Annotated in this window: 31 protein-coding genes; 23 read left to right on the top strand and 8 right to left on the bottom strand. The window is 67.8% G+C overall.

Annotation, left to right across the window (positions count from 1 at the left end; genetic code table 11):
• From ABT336_RS20145 to ABT336_RS20110, 8 genes are all read left to right on the top strand, one after another.
• A partial coding sequence (locus ABT336_RS20145) for a restriction endonuclease subunit S domain-containing protein (RefSeq protein WP_502891217.1) occupies positions 1 to 531 on the top strand: 531 nt, incomplete at its 5' end.
• The gene (locus ABT336_RS20140) at positions 528 to 2519 is read left to right on the top strand and encodes a type I restriction-modification system subunit M (RefSeq protein WP_350898156.1); all 1992 of its coding nucleotides are present in this window, start codon (positions 528 to 530) and stop codon (positions 2517 to 2519) included. The genes ABT336_RS20145 and ABT336_RS20140, both read left to right, overlap by 4 nt.
• Before the next feature lie 20 nt (positions 2520 to 2539).
• Positions 2540 to 3802: a restriction endonuclease subunit S gene (locus tag ABT336_RS20135; RefSeq protein ID WP_350898155.1), complete on the top strand. Its 1263-nt coding sequence runs from the start codon at positions 2540 to 2542 to the stop codon at positions 3800 to 3802.
• A 138-nt stretch (positions 3803 to 3940) separates the two neighbouring features.
• Positions 3941 to 4204 carry a hypothetical protein gene (locus ABT336_RS20130; RefSeq protein WP_350898154.1) on the top strand — a complete coding sequence of 88 codons (264 nt, stop codon included), beginning with the start codon at positions 3941 to 3943 and terminating at the stop codon, positions 4202 to 4204.
• A 2-nt stretch (positions 4205 to 4206) separates the two neighbouring features.
• Entirely contained in the window at positions 4207 to 4467 is a 261-nt protein-coding gene (locus ABT336_RS20125; RefSeq protein ID WP_350898153.1) for a hypothetical protein, read from the top strand.
• The gene (locus ABT336_RS27575) at positions 4464 to 5114 is read left to right on the top strand and encodes a hypothetical protein (protein WP_502891216.1); all 651 of its coding nucleotides are present in this window, start codon (positions 4464 to 4466) and stop codon (positions 5112 to 5114) included. Before ABT336_RS20125 ends, ABT336_RS27575 begins: the two co-directional genes overlap by 4 nt.
• A 1-nt stretch (position 5115) precedes the next feature.
• On the top strand, positions 5116 to 5532 hold the full coding sequence (locus tag ABT336_RS20115; protein WP_350898157.1) for a hypothetical protein: 417 nt from the start codon (positions 5116 to 5118) through the stop codon (positions 5530 to 5532).
• A 14-nt stretch (positions 5533 to 5546) separates the two neighbouring features.
• A complete protein-coding gene (locus ABT336_RS20110) occupies positions 5547 to 5975 on the top strand; it encodes a hypothetical protein (protein ID WP_350898152.1) in 429 nt (142 codons plus the stop codon).
• A gap of 59 nt (positions 5976 to 6034) precedes the next feature.
• Here ABT336_RS20110 and ABT336_RS20105 read toward each other — a convergent pair whose 3' ends face one another.
• The 3 genes from ABT336_RS20105 to ABT336_RS20095 form a co-directional block, all read right to left on the bottom strand.
• Complete coding sequence (locus ABT336_RS20105) at positions 6035 to 6547, bottom strand: GNAT family N-acetyltransferase (RefSeq protein ID WP_350898151.1); 513 nt, start codon at positions 6545 to 6547, stop codon at positions 6035 to 6037.
• Positions 6548 to 6677: 130 nt separating this feature from the next.
• The gene (locus ABT336_RS20100; protein ID WP_350898150.1) at positions 6678 to 8078 is read right to left on the bottom strand and encodes an NsdA family TPR-like regulatory protein; all 1401 of its coding nucleotides are present in this window, start codon (positions 8076 to 8078) and stop codon (positions 6678 to 6680) included.
• Between the two features lie 245 nt (positions 8079 to 8323).
• On the bottom strand, positions 8324 to 8722 hold the full coding sequence (locus ABT336_RS20095; protein ID WP_350898149.1) for an XRE family transcriptional regulator: 399 nt from the start codon (positions 8720 to 8722) through the stop codon (positions 8324 to 8326).
• A 383-nt stretch (positions 8723 to 9105) separates the two neighbouring features.
• Between ABT336_RS20095 and ABT336_RS20090 the strand changes: the two genes are divergently transcribed.
• Genes ABT336_RS20090 through ABT336_RS20080 form a run of 3 tightly spaced genes read left to right on the top strand, consistent with a single transcriptional unit; the run spans position 9106 to position 11124 of the window.
• Positions 9106 to 10254 carry a helix-turn-helix domain-containing protein gene (locus ABT336_RS20090; protein ID WP_350898148.1) on the top strand — a complete coding sequence of 383 codons (1149 nt, stop codon included), beginning with the start codon at positions 9106 to 9108 and terminating at the stop codon, positions 10252 to 10254.
• Complete coding sequence (locus ABT336_RS20085) at positions 10251 to 10679, top strand: hypothetical protein (RefSeq protein ID WP_350898147.1); 429 nt, start codon at positions 10251 to 10253, stop codon at positions 10677 to 10679. The genes ABT336_RS20090 and ABT336_RS20085 overlap by 4 nt, the downstream gene beginning before the upstream one ends.
• A gap of 7 nt (positions 10680 to 10686) precedes the next feature.
• Positions 10687 to 11124, top strand: coding sequence for a hypothetical protein (locus ABT336_RS20080; RefSeq protein ID WP_350898146.1), 438 nt, complete (start codon positions 10687 to 10689; stop codon positions 11122 to 11124).
• Positions 11125 to 11132: 8 nt separating this feature from the next.
• On the opposite strand, the gene ABT336_RS20075 is transcribed toward ABT336_RS20080, so the two are convergent.
• The 3 genes from ABT336_RS20075 to ABT336_RS20065 all read right to left on the bottom strand — a co-directional run bounded on the left by ABT336_RS20075 (position 11133) and on the right by ABT336_RS20065 (position 12657).
• A complete protein-coding gene (locus ABT336_RS20075; RefSeq protein WP_350898145.1) occupies positions 11133 to 11657 on the bottom strand; it encodes a DinB family protein in 525 nt (174 codons plus the stop codon).
• Between the two features lie 119 nt (positions 11658 to 11776).
• On the bottom strand, positions 11777 to 12217 hold the full coding sequence (locus tag ABT336_RS20070) for a SitI3 family protein (protein WP_350898144.1): 441 nt from the start codon (positions 12215 to 12217) through the stop codon (positions 11777 to 11779).
• Positions 12218 to 12219: 2 nt separating this feature from the next.
• Positions 12220 to 12657, bottom strand: a complete 438-nt coding sequence (locus tag ABT336_RS20065; RefSeq protein ID WP_350898143.1) for a SitI3 family protein — start codon at positions 12655 to 12657, stop codon at positions 12220 to 12222.
• Positions 12658 to 12956: 299 nt separating this feature from the next.
• Between ABT336_RS20065 and ABT336_RS20060 the strand changes: the two genes are divergently transcribed.
• From ABT336_RS20060 to ABT336_RS20005, 12 genes are all read left to right on the top strand, one after another.
• On the top strand, positions 12957 to 16121 hold the full coding sequence (locus tag ABT336_RS20060; RefSeq protein WP_350898142.1) for a type I restriction endonuclease subunit R: 3165 nt from the start codon (positions 12957 to 12959) through the stop codon (positions 16119 to 16121).
• 44 nt (positions 16122 to 16165) lie between these two features.
• Positions 16166 to 17743 (top strand): serine/threonine-protein kinase, encoded by a 1578-nt coding sequence (locus ABT336_RS20055; protein WP_350898141.1) that lies wholly within the window; start codon positions 16166 to 16168, stop codon positions 17741 to 17743.
• 132 nt (positions 17744 to 17875) lie between these two features.
• On the top strand, positions 17876 to 18493 hold the full coding sequence (locus ABT336_RS20050; RefSeq protein WP_350898140.1) for a thymidylate synthase: 618 nt from the start codon (positions 17876 to 17878) through the stop codon (positions 18491 to 18493).
• On the top strand, positions 18493 to 19449 hold the full coding sequence (locus tag ABT336_RS20045) for a hypothetical protein (RefSeq protein WP_350898139.1): 957 nt from the start codon (positions 18493 to 18495) through the stop codon (positions 19447 to 19449). The genes ABT336_RS20050 and ABT336_RS20045 overlap by 1 nt, the downstream gene beginning before the upstream one ends.
• Positions 19446 to 19901: a Rossmann-fold NAD(P)-binding domain-containing protein gene (locus ABT336_RS20040; protein WP_350898138.1), complete on the top strand. Its 456-nt coding sequence runs from the start codon at positions 19446 to 19448 to the stop codon at positions 19899 to 19901. Before ABT336_RS20045 ends, ABT336_RS20040 begins: the two co-directional genes overlap by 4 nt.
• A gap of 62 nt (positions 19902 to 19963) precedes the next feature.
• Positions 19964 to 20266, top strand: a complete 303-nt coding sequence (locus tag ABT336_RS20035; protein ID WP_350898137.1) for a cupin domain-containing protein — start codon at positions 19964 to 19966, stop codon at positions 20264 to 20266.
• Positions 20263 to 20856 carry a GTP cyclohydrolase I gene (locus ABT336_RS20030; protein WP_350898136.1) on the top strand — a complete coding sequence of 198 codons (594 nt, stop codon included), beginning with the start codon at positions 20263 to 20265 and terminating at the stop codon, positions 20854 to 20856. Before ABT336_RS20035 ends, ABT336_RS20030 begins: the two co-directional genes overlap by 4 nt.
• Positions 20853 to 21359 (top strand): hypothetical protein, encoded by a 507-nt coding sequence (locus ABT336_RS20025; protein ID WP_350898135.1) that lies wholly within the window; start codon positions 20853 to 20855, stop codon positions 21357 to 21359. The genes ABT336_RS20030 and ABT336_RS20025 overlap by 4 nt, the downstream gene beginning before the upstream one ends.
• Positions 21346 to 21939, top strand: coding sequence for a thiamine pyrophosphate-dependent enzyme (locus ABT336_RS20020; RefSeq protein WP_350898134.1), 594 nt, complete (start codon positions 21346 to 21348; stop codon positions 21937 to 21939). The genes ABT336_RS20025 and ABT336_RS20020 overlap by 14 nt, the downstream gene beginning before the upstream one ends.
• 184 nt (positions 21940 to 22123) lie before the next feature.
• Positions 22124 to 22957, top strand: coding sequence for a hypothetical protein (locus ABT336_RS20015; RefSeq protein ID WP_350898133.1), 834 nt, complete (start codon positions 22124 to 22126; stop codon positions 22955 to 22957).
• A 2-nt stretch (positions 22958 to 22959) separates the two neighbouring features.
• On the top strand, positions 22960 to 23355 hold the full coding sequence (locus ABT336_RS20010; RefSeq protein ID WP_350898132.1) for an NUDIX hydrolase: 396 nt from the start codon (positions 22960 to 22962) through the stop codon (positions 23353 to 23355).
• A 103-nt stretch (positions 23356 to 23458) separates the two neighbouring features.
• A complete protein-coding gene (locus ABT336_RS20005) occupies positions 23459 to 24448 on the top strand; it encodes a DUF8189 domain-containing protein (RefSeq protein WP_350898131.1) in 990 nt (329 codons plus the stop codon).
• Between the two features lie 34 nt (positions 24449 to 24482).
• Here the strand turns inward: ABT336_RS20005 and ABT336_RS20000 are convergent, their stop codons facing one another.
• Both ABT336_RS20000 and ABT336_RS19995 read right to left on the bottom strand, forming a co-directional pair.
• The gene (locus tag ABT336_RS20000) at positions 24483 to 25232 is read right to left on the bottom strand and encodes a thioesterase II family protein (RefSeq protein WP_350898130.1); all 750 of its coding nucleotides are present in this window, start codon (positions 25230 to 25232) and stop codon (positions 24483 to 24485) included.
• Between the two features lie 92 nt (positions 25233 to 25324).
• Entirely contained in the window at positions 25325 to 26260 is a 936-nt protein-coding gene (locus ABT336_RS19995; protein ID WP_350898129.1) for a TauD/TfdA family dioxygenase, read from the bottom strand.
• Positions 26261 to 26463 lie beyond the last annotated feature (203 nt).

The following is a 26463-nucleotide window of genomic DNA, read 5'->3' as shown; positions in this document are numbered from 1 at the left end:
GTCCGCACCTCGGGGCCGGCCCGCACCGGCGGCGACCTGCCCGCCACCCTGACCGCCCGGGACGTGGTGACCCGCCGACCGGCTTCCGGTGAGGCCGAGGAGGAGCCCTCCGACGGCGGCGTCACAGTCGAGGTGGGCGACGTCGTCCTACCGGAGATGCTGCACGAGGGGGTGGGAGTCGCCCGGGTCGCCGACGTCCGGGACGCCGGGCACCGCCTCGGTCGGCACCTGCACCTGCTCCGACCCGACCCGACCCGCCTGGACCCGTGGTTCCTGGCCGGGTTCCTGGCCGCCGAGGACAATCTGAACGCCGCGTCGTCCGGCACGTCGGTGGTCCGGGTCGACCCGCGCCGACTGCGGATCCCGCTGCTACCCCTGCCCGAACAGCAACGGTACGGTCAGGCGTTCCGTCACCTCCACGCCCTGCGGGTGGCGGCGGACCTGGCCGACCGACTCGCCGACGAGACCGCCCGTGTCCTGGCCGCCGGCCTCACCGGCGGCGCACTGCTCCCCCCGGAAGGACCCCGTTGAACAGCAGCACCCACACCGAGTTGGCGAACCACGCCTGGTCGGTCGCCGATCTCCTGCGCGGCGACTACAAGCAGGCCGACTACGGCAAGGTGATCCTGCCGTTCACGGTGCTGCGGCGGCTGGAGTGTGTCCTGGAGCCGACCCGGGACCGGGTCCGGGCGGAGTACGACCGCCGCAAGGACCAGAACGTGGACCTGTCCCGGTTCCTGGGCAAGGCGGCCGGGCACAGCTTCTACAACGTCAGCGGCTACACCCTGAGGGCGATCGCCGACGACTCCGGTCAGGCCGCGAAGCACCTGCTCACCTACCTCGGGGCGTTCTCCCCCAACGCGCAGGAGGTGATGGAGCGTTACGAGTTCGCCCAGCAGGTCCGCAAGCTCGACTCGGCCAAGCTCCTCTACCAGGTCGTCGGCCGGTTCGCCGACCTCGACCTGCACCCGGCGCGGGTCTCCAACCACCAGATGGGGTACGTCTTCGAGGAGCTGATCCGCCGGTTCGCGGAAAGCTCCAACGAGACCGCCGGTGAGCACTTCACCCCCCGCGAGGTCATCGAGCTGATGGTGAACCTGCTGGTCGCCCCGGACGACGACGCGTTGAGCGTCCCGGGGACCTCCCGGACGGTGTTCGACCCGGCCTGCGGGACCGGGGGGATGCTCTCGGCGGCGGAGGAGCACATCACGAAGCTCAACCCGTCGGCGACGGTGACGGTCTTCGGTCAGGAGCTCAACCCGGAGTCCTGGGCGATCTGCCGGTCCGACATGATGATCAAGGGCCAGAAGCCGGACAACATCAAGTTCGGCAACTCGTTCAGCGACGACGGCCACCGCGGCCAACACTTCGACTACCTCCTCGCCAACCCGCCGTTCGGGGTGGAGTGGAAGAAGGTCAAGGACGAGGTCGAGCGGGAGTACGACACCCTCGGCGACAGCGGCCGGTTCGGTGCCGGGCTGCCCCGGATCAACGACGGGTCGCTGCTGTTCCTCCAGCACATGATCTCAAAAATGAAGCCGGTCACCGCCGACGGGAAGGGCGGAAGCCGGATCGCCATCGTCTTCAACGGCTCTCCCCTGTTCACCGGGGCGGCCGAGTCGGGCGAGTCGAAGATCCGACAGTGGATCCTGGACAACGACTGGCTGGAGGGCATCGTCGCCCTCCCCGACCAGCTCTTCTACAACACCGGGATCTCGACCTACTTCTGGATCCTGACCAACCGCAAGGCCAAGGGCAACGAGGGCAAGGTCGTGCTCCTCGACGCCCGCGACCAGTTCACCAAGATGCGCAAGTCCCTCGGCGACAAGCGCAAGTACGTCACCGCCGACCAGATCACCGCGATCACGAACCTGTACGCGGAGGCACTGGACGCCGCCGCCGACCCCGAGCACCCCCAGCACGCCAAGGTGAAGGTCTTCGCCAACGAGGACTTCGGATACCGCCGGATCACAGTGGAACGCCCCCTGAAGCTCCGCTTCGAGGTCACCGACGACACCCTGACCGCCCTGGCCGCCTCGAAGCCGATCCAGCGGGCAACCGACCCGGAGGCGCTCGTCACCGCCCTCAAGCCCCTGGTCGGGCGGGTGTGGCCGACGAAGCGGGCAGCCTGGGACGCACTGCGAGCCACGATGGCCGAGGCCGGTGCACCCTGGCCGACCGGCGCACCCTTCCAGAAGGCGATGCGGGACGTCATCGGCGTCCGGGACCCCGACGGCGAGGTCCAACTCGTCAAGGGCTCCCCCGAACCCGACCCGGACCTGCGCGACTACGAGAACGTCCCCCTGCACGAGGACATCGACGAATACCTCCGCCGCGAGGTCCTTCCGCACGTCCCCGACGCCTGGATCGACCACGACAAGACCAAGACCGGGTACGAGATCCCCTTCACCCGCCACTTCTACGTCTACAAACCCCCAAGACCCCTCGCCGAGATCGACGCGGAGCTGAAGGCCCTGGAGGCCGAGATCCAGGCGCTTCTTGGTGAGGTCACGTCGTGAGGCAATGCAGGATCAAGGACGTGGCAGGGATCAACACGCGGGTCCTGCCCGAGAACACCGACCCTGACCATGCTTTCTACTACATCGACATTAGTTCCATCAGCGGCCATGGGCAGATCACAATCCCGGAAGAGCGGACAATTTTTGCCACAAGTCCGTCACGGGCTCGACGCCTCGCACCACCAGGATCGGTGATTGTTTCGACGGTCCGAACTTACCTGCGCGCAGTCGCCGCCGTTCCCGAAACCGAGAAGCCATTAGTATTCTCAACGGGTTTCGCCGTCCTTGAGGCAGCCGAAGATATTGACGCCAGGTTTCTGAGCTACCTCTGCCAGTCGAACACTTTCATTGATGACGTCGTGGCGCGGTCAACGGGCGTCAGCTATCCAGCAATTAATGCAGGCGACATAGGGAATATCAAGATTTCCATTCCCGGACGCGCCGAACAACTCCTGATCGCTAATTTTCTCGACATCAACACCACCAATATTGCCAGCTTGATACAGAAGCGACTGAAGCAGCGCGCGGCCCTGGCAGACGGTGCTTACGCCGAGATTTCTGACGTTCTGCTATCGGCACCCTCCCCTCAGCCCCGAGCCAAGTCACCATGGCCCTGGCTGCGGGATCACCCTGGCAAGGGACCATTGGTGCGCCTCGGCTACGTCTGCCGCTTGCAGAACGGCTTGACCATCGACAGCAAACGCGATGTCAGTGGCGAACCCGTGACCCGACCCTATCTGCGAGTCGCGAATGTACAGGCTGGCTATATAGACCTGAGCACCATAGCCGAGGTCACCGTACCGCGTGAATTAGCTAATCGCTCCACGTTACGCACCGGGGACGTCCTGATGACCGAGGGAGGAGACCTGGACAAACTCGGTCGTGGCACGGTATGGAATGGAGAGTTAGCTGACTGCCTCCACCAAAACCATGTCTTTGCTCTTCGCCCCGAGCGGGACCGACTCGACGGCGAGTATCTCGCCCTCATGACTCAGACGATTCACGGACGTTGCTATTTCGAAAGCACTGGGTCTAAAACAACAAATCTCGCCTCAACGAACAGCAGCAAGATTCTCAGCTTCCCCATCCCGCTACCCTCCGTGCGACACCAACGCGAACTGACACGTACTGTTCACACCAAGCTCGACGCCATCAAACGAATGAAACAGAAACTAGATCGTCAGATCGCACTCCTCGCAGAGCGCCGCCAAGCGTTAATCACCGCTGCCGTGACAGGGCAAATCGATGTCTCCACCGCAAGTGGGCGGGGTATCGAGTACTGACCCTCGGCCGCCTTCCAGGTACGTGGCCGCAGCCTCGCCCACGAGACGGGGCTGCGAAAAGGATTCATGTTGAGTAGTGTCTGCGTCACTACGACGTGTACACCCAGATCCCGCCGCGCACTGAGCCGGAAGGATGGCATGGCCAGCATCGAGCAAGTCAAGGCCGAGCTTGCCCAGGCAGCCGAGCAGGGCAACGCGACGACCGCCCAGATCCGGGCCGCCATCGAAGGCACCGAGCAGATGCTCTCCCGTCTGCGGGCGGTGGCGGCCGGAACCGGTCACCCCGCCGTCATGCAGGCCATAGGCCGTGCCGAGCAGAGCAAGCAGCAGTTGGTCGAAGCGGCCACAACCCTGCAGGGGAGCACCGAGGCCGCTCGGCAGTACATCAGCATCCTCGGCTGACGATGAGCATCGGTGAAGTCAAGGCAGCCCTCGAAGAGTCGAAGCGCCTGCTCGACCAGGGCAGGGCGACAATGGAAGGGATCGACATATCTCTTGCCGAGGTCACCAGCCTCACCCTGGCCACCCTGCACGACACTCAGCATGCCGAGGCGGGGAGCGCTCGCAGGACCCTGGCTGACGCCGCCCGTCAAGCCGATCTCGCATTGAGCATGATCAGCGCTGCTACCGAGAACACCTCCACCTACCTCCGGGAACTGGGATGAGCAGCCTGCTCGCCCAAGTCGTGGCTCAGCTCAGGTCCGCCGTTGATCAATTAGACGGGTTGGCGGTGCGCGCGAACCATGCGGCGGAGGACATCGCTCAAGGCCACGACCGGTGTGCGGGCGTCGGCTCCGGCAGTTCGCACCCAGCCCTCCGCGCGGCGATCGGCCAGAGCAGAGCCGCTGTCGACAAGACCCGCACGGTAAGCCGGCTGGTGGCTGCTGCCGCAGGCCACCTTGTCGAGTACGCCCGCGAGATCGCGCCAGGATCAGTCGGTGGGCCGAGTGACCATGCGATGCCCTCGGGAGAAATCGTGGTGTCGGAATCGGCGAGCCGGGGCAGCAAGGCCGAAGCCTTCCTGCGGCGACACGTCAAGAAGGCGGACAGCACCGAGGAGAACCTCCAGAAGGCCGAGAAGGCGGTGACCGCCGGGCTGCGCGATCTCGTCGATGAGGCTAAGAGCGGTCCCGGCAGTACGACGACATCGACAGCACAACCCACGCCCGCCACGCCGACCGAGCGACCACAGTTGGATCATCCGGTCACCTCCGTCATCATGACCGCCGGAGCAGTCGTGGTCGGGGTCAAGGGGTTGTGGAACCTCGCCAAGAAGAGTCATCAGAGGAGGCGTCATGGCGATCAGTCCTGACATGGTTGCCTATATCCGGACCATGGCGAAGGGTGAGCATGTTGCCAACGACGAGGTTCAGGCCCGCCTCGACAACGATGGCTGGGACGGCTTCAGCACGTTACTCGGCGCGGTCTTCTACTTCGCGGTCAACCGCCACTTCCCCACCGGGGCCACCCAAAATGAGATCATCCAGTTCGTCAGCGAAATGCGTAGCACCACAATCGGTGGACCCGAGACCGACGCGAGCAGCGCCGAAAGGCTGGTCAGCGCCGCCCTCGACCCGAGCCTCGACACGGACGTCGAACCGAGACTGGCCGGTCGGATCCAGGGCCTGACGATCCTGCATACCCTCGGCGGCGGAAGGGTGAGCGATACCGAACTCGACGGCATCCTCCGCGAGTCCGTCACCCTTGCAGACAGCCTGCTCGCCTACTGAACTCGGAGAGCCACGTGGCAGAGCAACCGCTCAGTGAACTGATCTGGGCACTGGCACGAGCCGACTGGGACGAGGCCAACGCCTTGGTCGCGGAGATCGGCCGTGGCGGTTGGGTCGGCGGCGTCCAGGTCATCGGAGCCGCGTACACGCTCGCGGTCCACCGCTACTTCGACCCCGATGCCACCCCCAACGAGGTCGCCGCCTGGGTCGCTGCTGCCCGCGACAAGTACCAGGGCGGTGGCGCTCTGCCGACTTTGGAGATGGAAGGCCTCATCCGCGCGGCCCTCGGCGAACCTGAGCTGATCGAAAACATCCCCGTTGAGACCCTGATCGCGGTCGAGATTTTCATTCTTGGTCAACTTTTCATCGAAAACCCGCTGACCCCGTCAGAGATCGAGGAATTCGTCGCCGAGGCGAACGAGGTCGCGGCCGAATACATGTAGACAAGCCATGCCGTCAGCCACTCCCCCACGAGCGCCCGACCTCCCCGAACTTCGAGGGGTCAGGTCGTCTCAGTCTTCAGCCCCCCGTTCAGGTACGGCTGGGACGGTCGCTGGAAACACGCCCCCGACACACGGGACTCGACGGTGCGGACGTGCCGGAAACCCTGTCGACGGTAGTAGGCGTGCAGACGGTCGTTCGTGGTCCAGGCATCCAGACGTAGCCATGTCAGCCCGGCGTCGTACGCCCGACCGCCAGCCCAGTCCAGCATCTCCCCACCCAGGCTACCGCCTGAGCGGGCGAGCGGAATCATCATCTTCGCCGCGTACAGCGCGTCAGCCGGGTCGTCCTCCGGGTACCACAGCGCCTCAGGGTCCCGGTCCGGCTTCCACAGGCTGTCCACGTCGATGTACGCGGTCAGGGTGATGGTGGCTACCGGGTCGGCCCCCTCCCACACCATCCAGGTCTGCCCGGCGGACACTGTCGCCGCAACAGCCGATCGGGGCAGCGGAATGGACCACTGCTCCTCACCTCGGGCGGCGAGCCATGCCACGCGCTCACGTCGCCAACTCATGATGACCTCGACATCCCTCAGCCGAGCCGGCGTGATGATCACTCTGGTGATTCGTCCCGACGAGAATAGGCACCATCCACATACCTGCGCCGTGGACGAACATCATTCCAGAAGCGGCCCGGCCGGTTTGTCAAGGAGCGACGAGTTCCCGTGCGTCCTGGCAGAACTGTCGGACGGCGGGCATACGCCGGTAGGGAGTAAGGGAACCGACAAGGTTGCGGACGTGCTTGATGCACCGGGCGGAGTTGACCTGCCCGGTGAGAGTCTCGACGGCCTGATGACCAAGGGCAAGCGCCTTGTCCAGGTCAGGATGATCCTGGCGCACGTAGGTCGTGGCGAGCAGTGCGTTTCGCAGCGCACCCTCACGGGTGTACTCATCGCCCTGCAAGCGCAACGCGGAACGCAGATGCTCTCGCGCGCGGGGCCAGTCTTCGAGCTTGACGAAGCAGTAACCGGCCTGAGCATGGGCCTGCGCTTCGTTGACCCAGTAGGACCAGTCGGGGTCGCCATGCTCCGGCCGGCTGTCGGTGAATCGGTCGAATGCTCGATCGAGAGCGCGGCGCGTGTCGGTGACCGATTGGTTGTTCGCGTATGCCTCGGCAGCCCTGAGGTCGAGGATGGTCGACACCTTCGGGCTGGTAGCGGGGTAACTAGTCCGGGCGGTCTCGGCGAGGGTCACGGACTGGCGGAGCTGCCCGAGGTCTTTCGCCTGACAGGACATGAAACCGAGGATGTTGGCACCGAGTCCACGGTCTCCGGCCGCATTCGCTTGATACAGCCCCGCGATCCAGAACCGCTGCGCCTGCGTGTGGTGACCGTCGTCGAAGGAAAGCCACCCAGCCAGGCGCAGCAGCTCACCAGCGGTGGAGTGGAGACGTCGACCGACAGCGTCGGTGTAGCTACGCTCTCGCAGAACATCAACCACTGTGCTCAGGTGCTGGCGAACCAGCCCCAGGGTCTGGCCGCTGCCGAGATGATCGTCCATTCGCCGCAGACTCGCGGTCACCTCGTCCAGATGGTCCACGACAGAGGCCGACAGGACGCGTCCACTGGTAGACGCGATGTTCGGCGGTCGTTGGGCGATCAGCCACTCGTGTGCTGGTGACGTCAACGCGGAGCCAAGCAGTGTCAGGAACATCCGTCGATGCATCATCGCCTCAGACTCGTTCACCACCTGAGCTGCCTGCAAGGCCCCAGCCGAAGACCAGGGTAAATCAAGACCAGCAGAGGCTGGGATAGCTTCGAGCCCGTCGTCCGGCCAACCGAGCTCGTTCAGACCAACGGTTCGCTGTAGATGCTCGGAAAGCAGGGACGTGATCAACGATGGCCACGGACTGCGGGGAACGTCACCCTTCTTCCACTTGTACGGAGTCTTCGGGTGCAGACGTTCGGCACGCCCGTGCCGCTTGGCGCACTCGTTGAGGTGCCGAGCAAGTTGCTCCGGCTGCCATCCGACCTCGGCCAACACCCGGCTGATCGCCTCTCCGCTGGATGGCAAACCCGCCCCCTCGATGCGTAGCACTTCTTGCACGCAGCGTATCGGCGACGTCGGCCCTCCGGTGACCGGGCACTGATCCGCACCTATAGGCACCACGCGCACCTGCTCTCATCGCGCTCTGGCTGAGGTCAACTTGACCCATCAGGACGGACGACACCTATGAGGGGCATTCCCATGCGAACGCTAATCTCAGCGCAGACGGGCAACAAGCCGCACCCGACCGCGACCGGGTTACCGCCAAGGTCGTTCGCGTTCCGCACGAACGTCAGGCGGCAGCTCTACTTGTCAGCAGGGTGCCCGTCGGCCCAGAGCGAATCGAAGTGCTCGACGTACCTGTCGAAGACGCCCCCTTGCTGTGCGCGCCGGAGATGCAGGGTCACGGAGTCCTGTCCGAGCCCGACACCGATGTGCGTGGCGACGATGGCTTCATCATCAAAGATCCATACGGAAATGGCGATGTGGCGGTCCGAAAGCCGTACCGGAATCTCGGCGTCGACCTTGGTGATCTCCGCGCGTGTCATCGCGATTCGGGTCGCAAGGGTCAGCGGAGTCGCCTCAAGCCGTTCACGCTCGGAGGTGACCTGACTGTCCGGGTCGCCGAGCATGAAGCGTACGTCAGCTCCGGACTTGACCTTGGCAGCGAGGGCGGCAGCGGCACTCCGCACTTCCAACCACAAGAAGTACTCGTGTACCCGCCGAACCACAGCCGGGATCCGGCACGCTCGATTGCTTCGCGGAAAACGGAACGCGGAAGGTCGGCACGGCGCGGGTAGACGCCGACCACTTCCCGATCCGATCCGACCTTCACGGCACGTCGAATGATCTGAGGCCACAGCACCCTTACATCCTCGCCCACCAAGTGCCGTGATTGCCGCACCACTGGCTGTCCGTTCTCTTCAGGAAAGGAGACCTTGTTGATGTCCGGGATCGTGTCGATCGTGTTTGGTGGGTTGGTGCCGGGGTTTCTGCTCGGGCTGTTCGCGTTCCGGGTGAAGTCGCGGTGGTGTCCACGGTGTGGCGAGTCCACCGACGCCATGCCCCCGCAGACGGGACAGGGCCGGTGAGCGGGCCGGGGCTGCGCGGCGGCGACGAGCTGCCGATCGGTCGGCGGCTGGCCCGGTGGCGGGTCCGCCGCCGGATGACCCAGCAGATGCTCGCCGACCGGCTCGGCAAGTCCAAGAGCTGGGTCGACAAGGTCGAACGCGGGGTACGCGCCCTCGACAGGTACTCGGTCATCCAGGAGATCGCCGAAGTCCTCCACGTCGACCCGACCACCCTCCTCGGCTCACACCGTGTGCCCCAGACGGCGGCCGTCGGCCTGGACGGAGTTGAGGCGGTCCGTGCCGCCCTCGCCCGCTACCAGCACCGGCCCACCGCCACACCCCCCGTCGACCAGCTGCACCGGCACGTCGCCCACGCCTGGCTGACCTACCACCACGCCCACTACGCCCAACTCCTGCGGAGCCTGCCCGCCCTCCTCGACGCCACCCACACCACCCCGGCGCTGCTCGTGCCCAGCTACCGGATCACCGCCGCCGTACTGGTCAAACTCGGCGAACCCGACCTCGCCTGGCTCGCCGCCGACCGGGCCGTCACCGCCGCCGCCGACAACCCGACGCTGCGCGGGACCGCCACCATCGTCGTCGCCGAGGCCCTCCGCACCCTCGACCGGGACCGCCTGGCCATGACCGCCGCCCTCGCTGCGGCCGACACCGTCACCGAGCAGAGTGTGCAGGGCACCCTGCTCCTTCAGGCCGGACTCGCCGCCGCCGGAACCGGCGACCGCCGCAACACCGACGACCTCATCGACCACGCCGACGACCTCACCAACCGGGGTACGCCCGTCCCCGACCTCCACCACACCCACTTCGGCCCGCTCACCGTCAGACTCGCCCGGGTCCTCGCCGCCCTCCGCCTCGGCGACACCACCGAAGCCGTCTACCTCCACGAGAAAGCAGTCCGCCGCGACGACTGGACACGCCTGCCCGCCGAACTCCGGGCCGCCCACCTCCTCGACGCCGCCCACGCCTACGCCCAGACCGGGGACCACACCATTGCCGCACAGAAGGTCCTCGCCGCCGACACCCTCGCCCCCACCGAAGTCCGGTTCCGCCCGTACGCCCGTACCGTCATCGCCGAGATCGCCCGCAGCGGACCCGCCGGTGCCGACGTGGCGCGACTGGCCACCGCAGTCGGGCTGACCCGATGAGCCGCACCCCGCTCAACGACATGATCCGGGCCTTGGCCCGACGCGACCTGGACACCGTCGACGCGCTGGCGGTGGAGATCGGTCAGCTCGGGGTGGCGGACGGCCTCCGACTCGTCGGGGCCGCGTTCGCCGTCGCCGTCCACAGGCACTTCGGCCCCGACGCCACCCCCACCGACGTCTCCGCCTTCGTCGCCGGGGCTCGGGACCTCTACCCCGACGACGAGAGCCTTCCGCGCCTCGAAATGGAAGGGCTCATCCGGGCCGCCCTCGGTGAGTACGACCTTGTCGACAACATCCCCGCCGAGACCGCCCTCGGTGCCGAACTGTTCATCCTCGGACATCTCCTGATCACCACACCCCTGACCCCCACCGAGCTGGACGAATTCATGGCCGAGGCCGAAGAGCTCGCCGAAGAACACAGGTAGCGGCATCATGGCGATCACACCGGACCAGATTGCCTACATCCTGACCATGGTGGAGGGCGACCACGCGGCGAACGACGAGGTCGAGGCCCGGCTCGACCGCGACGGCTGGGACGGGTTCGACGTGCTCCTCGGGGCGGTCTTCTACAGCGCGGTGAACCGCAGCTTTCCGCGAGGGGCCAACGCTGGCGAGATCATCCGATTCGTCGCCGACATGCGGAGCACCATGACCGGCGGACCCGAGACCGACCCTGGCAGCGCGGAAAGGCTGGTCAGCGCTGCCCTCGACCCGAGGCTCCGCACCGACGTCGAGCCCACGTCGACCGGCCGGATCCAGGGCCTCACCATCCTGTACGCCCTCGGCGAAGGGGCCGTTTCGTCGGACGAGCTGAACGCCATCCTCACGGAGGCCGCCACCCTGGCCGACCGCATCACCGAGTGCCTGTGACGGCAGGGCTAGCCGCGCGCGTGGCGCAGGAGCCGGAGTTGGCCGATCTCGGTGGCGTTCTTCATCAGCTCGGCGTTCACCCAGGCGATCATGTGCGCGACGGTGTGCGCGGGGTCGTTCTGCCAGGGAAAGGGGGCGGTGGCGTCGAGGTCCGCGTCGCCGAGCTGATCGAGAACCGACAACCACGCGGTACGGAGATCACGCAGCCACGCCACCGTCTGCTCACCGCCCCCGGGCCACCCGACCTCGGTCCGCTCCCGTGGCGTGCGCCCCTGAGCGTGGTCGACTGTCACCGTCCACCACCAGCCGATATGCCAGGTGATCCACCCGATCGTCGGGACGGGGATCGGATCGGGCTCGACGTCCGCCCAGTCCGACACCCACCCACCGTCGGCATCCTGGCGCATCGTCCAGCAGTGCGGGGCGGGCTCCCAGAGGAAATCTGTCGGCTCCAGCCGTTCCAGGTGATACTCGAACAGCGACCAGGTCAGGTCGAACTGCCAACGCAGCAGGTCAAGGCGGGACGCAGACACCAGGCGACCCTGCCACATCCCCATGGTCGGGGTCGAACGAGATCATGCCGTCAGCCTGCAGGGTCAGCCGGCGGGGTAGCTCGTCGGTTCCGTCTCACTGCCGTCGACAGCTGAGGCGATCAGAAAGGGCTGTGGCTGGGGTCGTACCAGTCGGCGGCGTTGTGCAGCAGCACCTGTCCGTCGACCCGGGTCAGCATCAACCAGTCCCCGTTGAGGGTCAACGCCGCATCCTCGCTCCGATGCGCGAGCACACCGGCGACGGTGCGGAGCATGTGACCCCGAGCCCCCTCGCGGTCGGCGAACTTGTCCATGTAGAAGGTGACGTCGACACACCTGCCAGGCTCCCACCGCCACACCTGACCGTCGTCGCTCTCAGCCTCGTGCCAACCCACGCGGTCCTCGACGATGCTGACGCCGTAGCCCGGCTCGTCCACGGTCGGCGTACTCAGCAGCCGGTCACCGCCCGACGTGGTCGTCTCTTCTGCGTGTGGTGCGACAAGCGCCGCCACTTCGTCCAGCGACAACCCACCGGCGAGCGTCAACCGGTACTCGACCCCCATCGTCAGACCCCCTCGCCGTGATGCTGCCACCAGGAGGTGCGGTGCCGACGCAACACGCCGTCGACCCTGGTCAGTAGCAGCCAATTCGCGTTCAGCACCAGAGCCGCGTCCTCCGGCTGACGGTCGAGAAGCTCCGACACGCTACGAAGCATGGCCGGGACACCTCGCTCGGCGATGACGTCCTTGCGCATAACGTAGTCGACCTGGAGGTAAACGTCAGGCTCCCAGACCCACACCGACCCGTCATCGTCCTCCGCGTCGTAGTAGCCCCGATACCCGGCGATGATGTCGATGCCGTACCCGAGAGTGGCGTCGGGACCGGACCGCAGCATCGGGCGGACCGAGGTGGTTCGGGTCTCCACCGCCTGTGGAGCGACCACCTCGGCAACCCGGCTGGACGGAACTCCGCCGGCCAGGATCAGTCGGAAGACAATCGCCACCTCAACTGGCCCTTCGCACACCGTCGATGTCGTCACTCGGGTCATACCAGTCGGCGGAGTTGTGCAGCAACACCTCTCCGTTGACCCGGTCTTCGACAGTGGACATCGGCGGCACCTCGCACAGGTGAAGGGGTGATGGGGGCAGAGGGTGAAACCTACCCGCGTGCGATCGTTGGCTGACAACCGACGCGACACGCCGGGAAAGGTGTCGGAAATCCACCAACGATCATGGTCTGCCCAGGGGCGCACCCGATCAGTAGGCTCCCGGGGTGGCACCGGGGTCGACGGCGGGAGGCGCGATGGCTGTTCATCACGAGGAGGCCTTCGGGGACGCGATCGTGGCGTCGCTGCTCACCAACGGGTGGGAGGAGGGCCAGGCTGCCGACTACCGGCCCGATCTCGGTTTCGACACCGGGCAGCTCTTCACCTTCGTCGGTGCCACGCAGGCCGATGAGTGGGCGGAGCTGGTCACCTTCTACGGCGGCGACCAGGTGGCCGCCCAGCGGGGGTTCGTCAAGCGGCTCGACCGGGCGATCGCCGACGACGGACTCCTCGCCGTGCTCCGCGACGGCGTGCGGGACAACAGCGTCCGGATCCGGGTGGCGTACTTCAAGCCGTCGCTGGTGGAGTCCGACGCGATCCTCGACGACTACCGACGCAACCGGCTGACAGTGGTCCGGGAGTTGGCGTACGCGACGAAGCAGGCCGACCGGGGCAACCGGCTGGACCTGACCCTGTTCCTCAACGGGATCCCGGTGGCCACCGCCGAGCTGAAGAACCCACTGACCGGGTCGGGGGTGGAGCACGCCAAGGAGCAGTACCGCACCGACCGGGACCCCACCGAGCTGATCTTCGCCCGGCGGGTGGTCGCCAACTTCGCCGTCGACCCCGACCTGGTCTTCGTCACCACCGGGCTGCGCGGGAAGGCGACCAGGTTCCTGCCGTTCAACACCGGGTCGGCGGGGCCGGGACGACCGGGCGGCCAGGGAAACCCACCCCCCACCGGGTACGGCCGGTACGCCACCTCCTACCTGTGGGAGGAGGTGTGGCAGCGGGACAACTGGCTGGACCTGCTGGAACGCTTCGTCCACCTGCACCGGGAGAAGGGCGCGGACGGGCGTACCCGAAAGTCTTTGATCTTCCCCCGCTACCACCAGTGGCACGCGGTGAAGCAGTTGACGACCCACGCGGCCCGGCACGGGGCCGGGCAGCACTACCTGGTGATGGCCTCGGCGGGGTCGGGGAAGTCGAACACCATCGCCTGGCTCAGTCACCGGCTGTCGTCCCTGCACACACCGGTGGACGTGGCCGACCTCGACCCGACGGCCGTGGAAGCCGGGCTGAAACCCGGCATCCCCGTCTTCGACAAGGTCGTCATCATCACCGACCGACGCAACCTCGACTCGCAACTACGCGAGACGATCGGGAGTTTCGAGCAGACCGCCGGTCTCGTCGTGAAGATCGACGAGGAGCAGGGGGCGAAGTCCGAGCAGCTCGCCAAGGCGCTCTCCAAGGCCACCGGGAAGATCGTCACGGTGACCCTGCAGACCTTCCCCGCCCTGGTGGAGTACCTCAAGCGCAACCCCACCGAGATCCAAGGTCGGCGGTTCGCGATCGTCGTCGACGAGGCGCACTCCTCCCAGGCCGGTGAGGCGGCCGGAGCGGTCCGGGAGGTCCTGCGGGACCTCGGTCTGGACGCCGAGTCCGGTGACCCCGGTGCCACCAGCACACCCGCCGAGCCCGACGTCGACGCGCGGCTCAAGCGCCGGGCACGCAACCGGCAGCGGGCCGCCAACCTCTCCTACTTCACGTTCACCGCCACTCCCAAGGACAAGACCCTCAAGGAGTTCGGCACCCGGGGCGAGGACGGGAAGTACCACCCGTTCCACACGTACTCGATGCGGCAGGCCATCGAGGAGGGGTTCATCCTCGACCCGCTGCGCAGCTACGTCACGTACGACACGTACTGGAAGCTGGTCAACGGCAACCCTGACGAGCGCAAGGTCGACCGGGCCAAGGCGAACCCGCTGCTCGCTCGGTACGCCCTCACCCACGACTCGACGGTCGCCCAGCACGCACAGGTGATCGTCGAGCACTTCTTCGCGCACACCGCCGGGCGGCTCGGTGGACGGGCGAAGGCGATGGTGGTCACCGCCTCCCGGCAGAGTGCCGTGCAGATGGCCCGGTCGATCCGTAAGCACCTCGGCGACCGTGGCCTTCCCGATCCCGGGGTCCTGGTGGCCTTCTCCGGCACCCTCACCCACGACGGGGAGGAGATCACCGAGGCGAAGGAGAACGGCGGTCTGCCCGAGAAGGCGCTGCCCAAGGCGTTCGGGTACGCCCGCGCCGACGACCGGACCGGCGGCGCAGGGCAACCCGAGTACCGGATCCTGGTGGTGGCGGAGAAGTACCAGACCGGATTCGACCAGCCCCTGCTCACCACGATGTACGTGGTGAAGAAGCTGACCGGGATCGCCGCCGTGCAGACCCTCTCCCGGCTCAACCGGACCGCCGACCGCAAGAGCCAGGCGGACCTGGCGGTCCTCGACTTCTGCAACGAGGCCGAGGACATCCGGGAGGCGTTCCGACCGTACTTCGAGGAGGCGGCCACCCTCCCCTCGGACCCCAACCTGCTCTACAGCGGGCAGAGCCGGGTGATGTCCGCACCGATCCTGGTCGGCGACGAGATGCAGGCCTTCGCCGCCGCCTGGTTCGCCGCCGACACCCACGCCGCCGGGAACACCGCGAAGTGGGCGAAGCTGCACGCCGAGCTGTACCGGCACCTGGACCCGGCCGTCGGCCGGTTCGACGCCCTGCTCAACGGCGAGGACCCCGACGACCAGGCCACCGCCGAGACCTTCCGGGGTGACCTCAACGACTACGTCCGCAAGTACGGATTCCTCTCCCGGATCGTCCCCTACCAGGATCCCGAGTTGGAGCGGCTCTACCTCTACGGACGGCACCTGCTCAACCGGCTGCCCCGCCGCGACGACGGCGGTGTCGACATCGGCGAGGTCGACCTCAGCCACCTGCGGGTCGAACGGACCGGTGAGCACGACGTCAGCCTCGTCCCGGAGGGAACGACCGACCTCCACGGCCTCGGCGACGGCTCCGCCGACGCCAGGGAGCCGGAGAAGTCACTGCTCTCGGAGCTCATCGCCCGGTTCAACGACAGGTACGGCACCGAGTTCACCGACCAGGACGTCATCAAACCGTTCCACGAGGCCCTCGCCGACCCGAAGGTCCGCCTGGCGGCCGTCGCCAACGACGTGGAGAACTTCGGCCACGTCTTCGACCCGGTCTTCGAGGACAAGATGATGGACCACTTCGACACCACCGCCGAGATGGGCCGCAGGTACTTCGACCAGCAGCAGGACTTCCGCAGCTCGCTCAACCGCAGCGCGCGCAGCGCCGCCTGGCGGATGATCCGCGACCAGGAGGGGGTCGTCGACGACGCCGCCTGATCCGGATACCGTCCACACTCGACGACGGCGGACGGCAGCTGGGGGTGACAGTGCGGGCAGACCCGATCGCCGGGCGGTACGAACTGGTCGACGAGATCCGCTCCGGTGGCATGGGCCAGGTCTGGCGCGGCTACGACGCGGTCCTGGACCGCGAGGTCGCCGTCAAACTGATCCGGCCCGACGTCGTCTACTCCGCCGCACGGGCCGAGGAGTTCGCCAGACGGTTCCGCCGCGAGGCCCGGATCACCGCCCGGATCCAGCACCACGGCGTCCCCCAGGTGTACGACGCCGTCCTCGACACCACCTACGACCGGGTCTACCTGGTCATGGAGTACGTCCGCGGCACCCCCCTGCGGGCCTACGTCGACCCGGCACGGCCGCTGCCGGTCGGCTGGGCCGCCGCCATCGCGGCACAGATCTGCACCGTCCTGTCCCACGCCCACGCCATCCCCGTCGTCCACCGGGACCTCAAACCCGACAACGTCCTGGTCTCCGACACCGGCGCGGTCAAGGTGCTCGACTTCGGCATCGCCGCGATCCTCGGCACCGACGTCACCCGGCTCACCGGCACCGGACACATGATCGGCACCCACCACTACATGTCCCCGGAGCAGATCCAGGGTGGCCCGATCACCCCGCAGAGCGACCTGTACGCCCTCGGGTGTGTCCTGCACGAACTCCTCTCCGGCCGGACCCTCTTCGACGGGGCGAACGACTTCCAGCTCATGCGTCAGCACGTCGACGAACCACCCCCGCCGCTGCGCCGACTCCGCCCGGACGTTCCCGAAGCACTGGAGCGGGCGGTCCTGGCGCTCACCGCCAAGGTGCCCGAACAACGGCCCCGCGACGCGTACGACGTCTACGAGCAGTTGCTACCCCTGCTCCCGGCGCCCGGATCGGCACCCCCGCAACGGGGACACCTCCCGGCCGGGGTGCCCGACCCCACACTGATGTACCGCAGACCCAACGCACCCCGACCACGGACGCCCACCCCGCCCTCGGCCACCCCACCGGCTTCCCGTCCGGCCTGCGGAGACCCCGCCACCGCCCTGCGTGCCGCCATCGACGACGCGGTGGCGCACTCCGGCGACCTGCTCGTCCAGGGCCGCTACACGCAGGCTGCGGAGGCACTGTGGCAGGTCATCGAACCCGCCGCAGCCGCCCTCGGCGTCGACCACCCCCGGGTCCTCTCCCTCCGCCAGCGACGGGCTGCGACCCTGGTCATCGGTGGTGACGTCCGCCGGGCGCTCCCGGAGTTCGACGCACTGCACACGGCTTTCGCCCGCACCGGTGGCCCGGCCGACCACGACGCGCTGGCCTGCCTGCGCCAGGCCGCCCACTGCCGGGCGGAGCTGGGTGAGGCGACGCTCGCGCTGCGGCAGTTCCGGCAGGTGCTGACCCACGTGCAGGCCACCGAGGGGGACGTCTCCACCGACGCCCTGGAACTCCGCCGCGACATCTGTCGACTGCTGCTCTCCGAAGGCGACCTCGGTCAGGCGGCAGCCGAACTCGTGCCCCTGCACCAGGATCTCGCGCTCCTGTACGGGCCGGGCCACGAGGAGACCCGGGAGATCGCCGAGATCCTCACCCGGCTCCGGATCACCGGCGACGGCACGAGGTGAGCGTCGCACCTGCCGGCGGACCGACGACAGTCGCGCCACGCTGGGTACGCCACGGGACCACACGGTGTGGTCCCGGGCCGTACTCTGACACCTCGGCGGATCCTCCACAGCCCCATCGGGAGAGGTGTCAGTTTGGAGCTGACGATCGAGACGGTACGGACCGGCTGGCAGCAGGCGTTGGATCTCTTCCAGGGCGGGCAGGCGGTCCGGATCGCCACCCGTCACGGGATCTCGTTCGACCTTCCCGGCCTCACCGTTCGACTCACCAATCCGAGCGATCTGAGCGCACCGGAGGGGTACCCCTACCCCGAGCTGATCAAGGACTATCGGGACCGGCTCTTCGGCAACCAGCGGGGCAGGTCACTGCTGTTCCAGCGGATGCGCCGATGGGGCGGCGACGAGGGCGAGGCGTTCGATCAGATAGGGCGGATCGTCGACCTGCTGCGACGTGATCCGACCTCCCGGTCGGCCGTGTTCTCCACCTGGTCACCCCCGTCCGACCTGAATGCGCCTTTCCCCGTCTCACCGGTGGGCGGAGCGGTCCGGGTGGTGGCCGACACCCTGCACCTGTTCGTGACCGCGCGCAGCGTCGACGTGTGGGTGGGGTTCGTGCCGGAACTGCTCGCCTTCGCGCAGCTCGCCTCCGACCTGTCGCAGGAGTTGGGCATGCGGCGCTCGACGGTCTCCTATCAGTGCTGGAGCGCGCACATCTACGAAGTCGACCTGCTCAGCTATCTGACGAGGCGATGATGCAACGGTCACTCACGATGCTCGACAGCGGACTGGTCGGCCACCGGACCATCGACCGGCTCCTCCAGGCAGTGATCTTCTTCGCCGACTCGATCGCGATCCGTTCGTCGTACGAGGTGGCTGCCGTCGACCGGGCGGACGCCAGACTCATCGAACGACGGATCGACGAACTGCGCGAACAGGGGTTCGTCAAGCTGTGGGCCCACGAGTACGAGGTGGACGACGCCGGCCGGGCAGGCAATCCCACCGACGGGGACGCCGTCCGCCGTCCGGCCGATCTCGTGGTCCCCGCCTCGACACTCGGAGTGAGTCTCGGCGAGATGGACGAGGTGATGCGGTCGATCCGGGAGTCGGCATACGGCCGGGAGCCGGGTGAGAGGTCACCCCTGCGGCAGGGCACAGCGGAGATCGTCGGACTACGTAACCATCTCGCGTCGCTGGTCATCTCGGCCGAGTTGAACCAGGACGGCATGTTGACCAACCCGGCGGTACGCACCGCGCTGACCTCGACCTTCCGGGCGCGGCCGGGTGAGGGGTTCCAGGCGGCGGTGGTCCGTGAGGTGATCGGCCAACTCCAGTTGGGTTCCCTGGTGAACCTCACCGCCGAACAGGTGGAGACGTGCCGTCGATTCAGCGCCGACTTCCGTACTCTGCTCGACCAATCCGTGGTGGCGGTCGCCCGTGGGCTCGACCCGGTGATCAGCCCGGAGAACACGGCCCGGGAGCTGATGACCCGATACCGGGCGATCTCCACCGAGTACGCCCTGCCGCGCCTCGGCCCCCAGGTGGGCGGGGAGATCGTCTGGGACGTGCTCGGGGCTACCCTGCCGCCGAGCATCGTGCTGAAGTACGGCGTGAAGGCGTTCACCTGGCGGAAGATCGCCAAGGAGGTGCGCCCGTACCTGCTGCTGATGCACCTGGAACGCGCCCTACGACAGCCGGAGGTAGGCCGATGAGACTCCTCCCCGCAGAAATCGGTGCCACCTCCTGCCGCCTCATCATCCAGGCGGGTGCGGATCTTTCGATCGAACGCAGCCTGAGGTGGCAGGTGCAGGCGACCGAGCCGGTGCCACTTCCGGAACTGTTTCGCCGTTTCGACGCCAGTGTGGTCGCCGACGAGACGTTCTCGTTGCCGGAGTCGACGAAGGCGCTGATCCCCCTCAGGTTCGCGATCCCCGACACCGTGTACCCGTTCACGATCCTCTACCTGTGGATGGTGTCGAACGTCGATCAGCGGCCCGGTGTCACCAGATCCGACGATGCCGCGAACGCTCTCGTGTGGTACCTCCGAGTCGCCGCCCCCCATCTCGACTCGACCGAGGTCCGACGAATCCACCGCGCCCTTGACCGATTGCCGACTATCGATGTAGGAAAGGTGTCCGAGGCCGACGAGGGGTCCGACACCTGACCCTCCCGAGGTCGAATCGGTCGCGCCCGGTGCGAGTCGATCACAGGTAGGGGTGTGTGCCCGTGGACGCTCACGTGGAACAGGTCGGCACGACGGTCATCTACCAGGACGACCACGTACGGGTATGGATACTCGATCTGCCGCCGCGCGGCGCCTCCCAATGGCACGAGCACCACTGTGGGTACCGCTTCGTGGTCACCAGAACCGGCCCGGTCGCCACCGAGTACCGCGACGGCCGGATGGAGCCGCAGGACGACCAGGTGGGTGACACCTCCTACCGGCAGCCGGACGAATCCCATCGGCTGGTCAACCTCGGTGACAGTCCCTACCAGAACGTGGTCATCGAGTTCCTGGGCTCGCGATGAGCAGCCGCCGTCCACAACAGGCGTTCGTCGAGTGGATAGCGTCGCTCCATCCAGACGTTCCCGAGGCCGCCGAGGCGATCAGCGCCTCGCTACAGGAGGCGCCGGATCGGATCTCGAACGCCTACCGGGAGTTGCTCTCCGGCTATCGGACCGAACGCGACGACCTCATCAAGGTGACGGCCCACCTGGACCCCACCCGTGAGTACACCGGCCTGGTCGGCGCGCACGACATCCCGTTCGTCTCGCTCTGCGCACACCACTTCCTCCCCTTCTTCGGCCACGTACGGATGGTCTACGAGCCTGGCGGGCTCATCCTCGGCATCGGCAAGATGCCGCGCCTGGTCGAGATGCGTACCCGTCGGTTCCAGATCCAGGAGTTCATCGCCCGCGACCTCTGCGACGACCTCATGGACGGCGCTCAGGCCAGGGGTGCCTTCGTGCAGACCTCCGCCCAGCACCTCTGCGTCTGCGGCCGTGGCCCGAACAAGCCGGGTGCGTGGAACACCACCACATATGCCCGGGGCAGCCTGAGCGCCTGGCGGCACCTACCACCGGATTCGGCCCCCGGAGCACCGGGAGGACCGCGATGACGACCCGCTGGGCCGAACTGCTGCCGGCTGACATCCAGGTCGTCGTCGCCGTACCAGACTCCCTGCTCGGCCCGGTCGTCGCCCGGGTCGTCGACGCCTCCACAGTGGCGTACGTCCAGGTGGTGCACGAGTCACAGGCGGTCGCGGTCGCCGCCGGGATGGGGCTGGCCGGACAGCAGGCCCTGATCTGCATGGAGAACTCCGGGCTGCGCGCCGCCGCCGAGACCATCGCCCGGCTCACGGTGCTGCACCAGATTCCCGTCCTCGCCCTGACGGCCCACCGAGGGGAGTTCGGCGATCCGAACTGGTGGGCACAGGACCACTCGCATCACATGTCCGGCCTGGCCGCCCTCTTCGGACTACCCACCCGGGCGGCGAGCAGCACCGCCGAACTGACCGAGGCGCTGCGCGCCGGGATCGCCCTGACCGGCACCCGGATGCGCTCCGCCCTCGTCGTCGCCACCGCAGGTCTGCTCAAGGAACTGCACCGTGAACTCCACTGAGGCGATCGGTGCCCTGCGGGCCCTGCTGGGCGAGGACGTGGTCGTCGTCTCCGGGGTCGGCCGGGCCACCTACGCCGCCCTGCGCCACTGGCCCGGTCGTACCCTCCCGCTCGACGCCCTCGGCGACGTCCTTCCGGTGGCGCTCGGGGTCGCCGCCGCGTTGCCCTCGGCGGCCCGGACCCTCTCCGTCGAAGGGGACGGCTCGCTGCTCTTCGGCATGGCGGGGCTCGCCACCCTGGCCACCATGCGCGATCGGGTCGCACCCTTCACCGCCGTGGTCGTCGACAACGGCCGCTACGAGTCCGGCGGCGACGTAGCGTCCCGGCACTTCCCACTGGACTGGGCCGCCCTGGCCGCAGCGTTCGGACTCGGGTACGGCACTGCCGACCGGACCGGTGCGGTCGCCGCCGCGCTGGCTGCGGCGACCTCCGTCGGGGTGCTGCGCCTGGTGGTCCACGACGACACACCCATGCCGCCACCGGCCTGGTCGGCCAACGGGCGGGAGGCGGTCTACGACTTCCGCCGGATGCTCGCCACCCGGTGGGGCGTCCGGATCCCACCGGCTGCGACGAAGATCTGAGCCGGGGACGGCCACGGCAGTGACGACGCTGGAGCCGACCGGCCGTGACGGCCTCTACCGGGTGCCGCTACCGCCGGCGCGGGTCTTCGTCTCCACCTCCCCGTCCGGTCGCCGACTGCTCTGCGACTCGACGTCGGTCGGTGACGCCTTCCGGGCCGAGCTACGGCAGGCCTGCAGGCAGGCCGTGACCGACCTGGCGGCGGTCGACCCGGGCCTGGCGGACGCACTGGCCGGGACGACACCGGACGTGCTCACCATCCTGCGTGGTGGTCTGAACTTCGACCTACCCGGCGTCGTCGAGCAGGTCACCGGCCGCCCCTGCCGGGTCAGCTTCCTGAGCAGCCGGCGGGCGATCCGCGCCGGTGACGCCGTGGTGACCTCGGACGAGTACCGAAGAATCGACCTGGCCGGCTCGTCCGTCCTGTTCATCGGCGACATCACGGCTACCGGCCGGACGGTCACGAATGCGCTCACCGTGCTCGCGGACGTCGTCGGGCCCGAGGCGCTACCACCACGAATCGTCCTGGTCACGATCGGGACGATGCGGGCCGTGGAGCGGATCGATCAGTTCGTCCGGCGACTGGGGCAGGCCAACCGGTCGGTCCCCGAGGTCACCGTGATCGCGCTGGAGGGCCTGTTCGGGATCTACGAACAGACATACGGTCTTGCGCTTCATCTGGACCAGACGGACTTCGTCCGGCGTGGTGGACTGATCACTCCCGAATTCACGACCGCGTCTCGTCTCGACCCCGTCTCCGGGTTGGAACGATGCGTGATCTATGACGGCGGCCTGCGCGGTTTTTCGCCCGGCGAACACCTGGGTGAGCTACGCGAATACTGGACTCGGCTGGTGGCGGCCTTCTCCGCCCGCCCAGCACTGGTCGATCTGCACCGACGGGTCAAGACTGACCAGGAAGGTGACATGGCGAGCCGACTTGACCGGTCCGAACTTCTTGACCGATGCTACGCCCACCGCGATCACATCGTCCGCGCTCATCGCCGGACCACCGGGAGTTGACTATGAAGTTCATCGACAAGCTCGCCTGGTTGAGAGTTGAGAATGGAAGAATCCTCAGCACTCGGTCCTACGGGAAAGACGTCTACTACATTCCGGGTGGCAAACGGGAGGGCCAGGAATCCGACCACGAGGCATTGAAGCGAGAGATCCAGGAGGAGCTCTGCGTCGAACTGGTCGACGACACCATCGAACTGGCCGAGGTCTTCGAAGCCCAGGCGCACGGTAAGGCCGAAGGCGTCACCGTCCGGATGACCTGCTACCGCGCCGAGTATCTGGGTGACATGAAGCCGGGTGCCGAGATCGAAGAGGTGCGGTGGCTCGACTACTCCGGCCGGGAGCAGTCCTCCCCGGTGGACAGACTCATCTTCGACTGGCTCCGGGCCAGAGGGGAGCTGTGACGACCCAAGCGCAGAGTGCACCGGGAACGGGCACCCGCCACGGTGACGAACGTGAGAGCCTGACGACGCTCGTGCCGTTTCACACTCCACAGGGGAGCAACTGATGCGCATCCATCGTCCGGCCAGCCTGGTGAGCCGCCTGCTCGTGGCCGTACTCGTGCTGGGTGTCGTCGGGGTGGGGGCCGGTCCGGCCGGTGCCGCCTCGGCGCAGGTCGGGACGGCGGCGCAGGTCGGGGCGTCGGCGGCCACCGACTGGCCTGCGGTGCCCGGGCCGGTCATGGCCGGGTCCGCCCCCGCACCCGTCCGGTACGGCGGCTACACGTGGGTCTTCACGACCGTCGCGGCGGGTGCCGTCATGATGAACCGGCAGGACTTCCACTCGCAGCAATGGAGTGGCTGGACGGTGGTGCCGGGAGGGTTCCCCGCCGCGATCTCGGGACCCACCGCCGTGGTCTACGGCGGTGACCTCCGCCTGTTCGTCCGGGTCGCCACCGGTGCGCTCCGGTTCGTCAGGTACAACCTGATGAACGATGCCTGGTCCGGGTGGTCGTCGGTCCCGGGTGTCCCGGCCGGGACCTCCGCACCCACCGCCCAGATGTACGGCGGCGACATCAACCTGTTCTTCGCCGTCCCGAACGGCCGGTTGGGCACCATCAGGTACACCCTGACCACCGACTCCTGGTCCGGGTGGAACACTGTGCCCGGCTCCACGTCGGTGACCGGCCCGGTCGGGACCGCCAGGTACGGCGGATGGCTCTGGGTGTTCCACCACGATCCGAGCGGGGCGCTTCGGACCGCCCGGTACGACAACTATGACGGAACCTGGTCGCAGTGGAGCATCGTGCCGGGGTCGGCCGACGGGAAGTCCACCCCGGCGACCGCCCTGGCCTACGGCTACCTGTTGGTGGTGGTACGCAGCACCTCCGACCAGCTTCGGACGACCCGGTACGACCTGATGTCCGACACCTGGTCGGGGTGGGGTCCGCTGACCGGGGCGCCGCAGGCCACCTCCGCCCCGGCTTCGAACGAGGGCGGTTCCCTCATGGTCCGCGGCCCGCAGGGCCGGATCCACCTGGGTGACGTCGCGCTCTGACCCCGGCCGAGGCCCCCCGGGCGGGTGGCGTCGGTCAGGTCAGGCGGGTGTTCAGGGCGGCGAGTAGGGGCTCCTGCTGCGGGGTGAGATAGAAGTGGTCCCCGTCGAAGGTTGTCAGGTCGAACCCGCCGGTGGTCAGCTCGGCCCAGGACTGCACGGACTCGGCGGTGCAGGTGGGGTCCTCGGTGCCCAGGTAGCCGGAGATGGGGGTACGCAGCTTCTCCGGCTCCCGGGGCAGGTAGCGGTAGAGCATCCGCAGGTCGGCCCGGAGGGCCGGCATGATCAGCTCCCGGAGTTTGGGCGAGCGCAGCACCAGCGGGTCCACCTCGCCGAGGGCACCGATCCGGCCGAGCAGGTACTCGTCGTCGGCGGTGTCCGGGTCCAACTCGACCCGGGACACGTGGGGGGCACCGTGCCCGGAGACCAGGAGGGCGGTCGGGGCGAAACCGTACCGGGTCTCCAACCGCCAGGTCACCTCGTACGCCACCGACGCGCCCATGCTGTGTCCGAACAACGCCACCGGCCGGTCCAGGTACGGCAGGAGCACCTCCACGATCCGGTCGGCGAGCGCGTCCATCTGCTCGACGCAGGGCTCCAACAGTCGGTCCTGCCGCCCCGGGTAGCAGATCGCCATCAGGTCGGTGCCCTCGGCGAGCAGCCGCCCCCAGGGCTGGAACACGTTGGCGTTACCCCCGGCGTGCGGGAAGCAGATCAGCCGCAGGTCGCTGCGCTGTGCCCGGCGGAAGATCCGTAGCCACCGGGCCCGCCCGACCGCTTCGTCCATGGTGTCGTCCCCTTTCGCAGCCCGTCGCAGCGCAACCGGTCAGTCGGCGGCACTGGTCAGTCGGCAGAACCGGCCCGTCGCTGCGGAACCGGTCAGTCGGACATGGCGACCAGGATCCGGCGGTCACCCGTGTAGGGACGCCGACCGTGGGCGACCAGGATGTTGTCGATCACCATGAGGTCGCCGACCCGCCAGTCGATGTCGACGGCGGCGTCCAGCCCCCGGTCGCGGATCTGGCGGACGTACTCCTCGGGGATCGGGGCACCGTCGGCGAAGGTGACCGACTGGGGCAGCTCGTCCGGGGTCATCACCTGCATCATCACCCGGGCCACGTCGTCCTCCAGGCCCGCCGGGTGCCACTGGTCGGTCTGGTTGAACCAGACCTCGACGCCGGTGACCGGGTGCCGGGTGGTGGCGGGGCGGACCTGACTGATCCGCAGCCCGTCGGAGGTCCACTTCCACGTCGCACCGGTGCCGGCGAGGAACCCCTCGACCTCGGCCCGGTCCTCGGTCTCGAAGGTCTGCTGCCAGCTCTTGCCCAACCCCATCCCGTCGTGCAGGTTCTGCTGGTAGCAGACCCCTCCGGCGAACGCCTCCCGGATCTCGGGGTCGAGCAGGTCCAGCCAGAGCCGGGCGTCCAGGACCGGGGTGGCCCCGCCGGTCGCGGCGGCGATCTGGCAGAAGAACAACAGCCGGGACGGCCAGTGGGCGGCGTACGACAGCTCGTTGTGCATCGAGATCGTGTACTTCGCCGGGTACTCCGTCGAGGTGTAGACGTTGTCCCCCACCTTGGTCCGGGGGGTGTTGCCGTGCACGTAGGCGAGCCGGTTTGGCAGCAGCAGGTCCATCACCGGGTCGAGGGTGCCGGGTTCGACACCGAAACCCCTGAAGACCAGAGCCCCGTGTACGGTCAGCAGCGCCGCGACGTCCACCTCACGCAGGTGACCGGCGAGCCCGTCGGCGGTCGGGGGGCATCCGGCCCGTTCCGGGGTGATCACGTACGGCTGCCAGCGGCCGTGCTCGTCCATCGGCGTCTCTCCTCGCGTCGGCAGGGCGGTGCGTCAGTGCCAGCCTGTCGGCGGCAGCCATATTTCCTCGATATCGCCGAGTCACCGGGCAGACGTAGCCACCGGATCGGACTCGGCCCGCCCGCCCGCCGATCCGCCGGTGACCGGATCGACCTCGGCAGCCGGATCGACCTCGGGGCGCTCGGCCGCTGCCGCTTCGGCGG

It is taken from the genome of Micromonospora sp. NPDC000207 (assembly GCF_040300925.1).
In the GTDB taxonomy this organism is placed as follows: Bacteria; Actinomycetota; Actinomycetes; order Mycobacteriales; family Micromonosporaceae; genus Micromonospora.
Note: the sequence above shows the minus strand (reverse complement) of the source record. Positions and strands in the feature narration are given on the sequence as shown.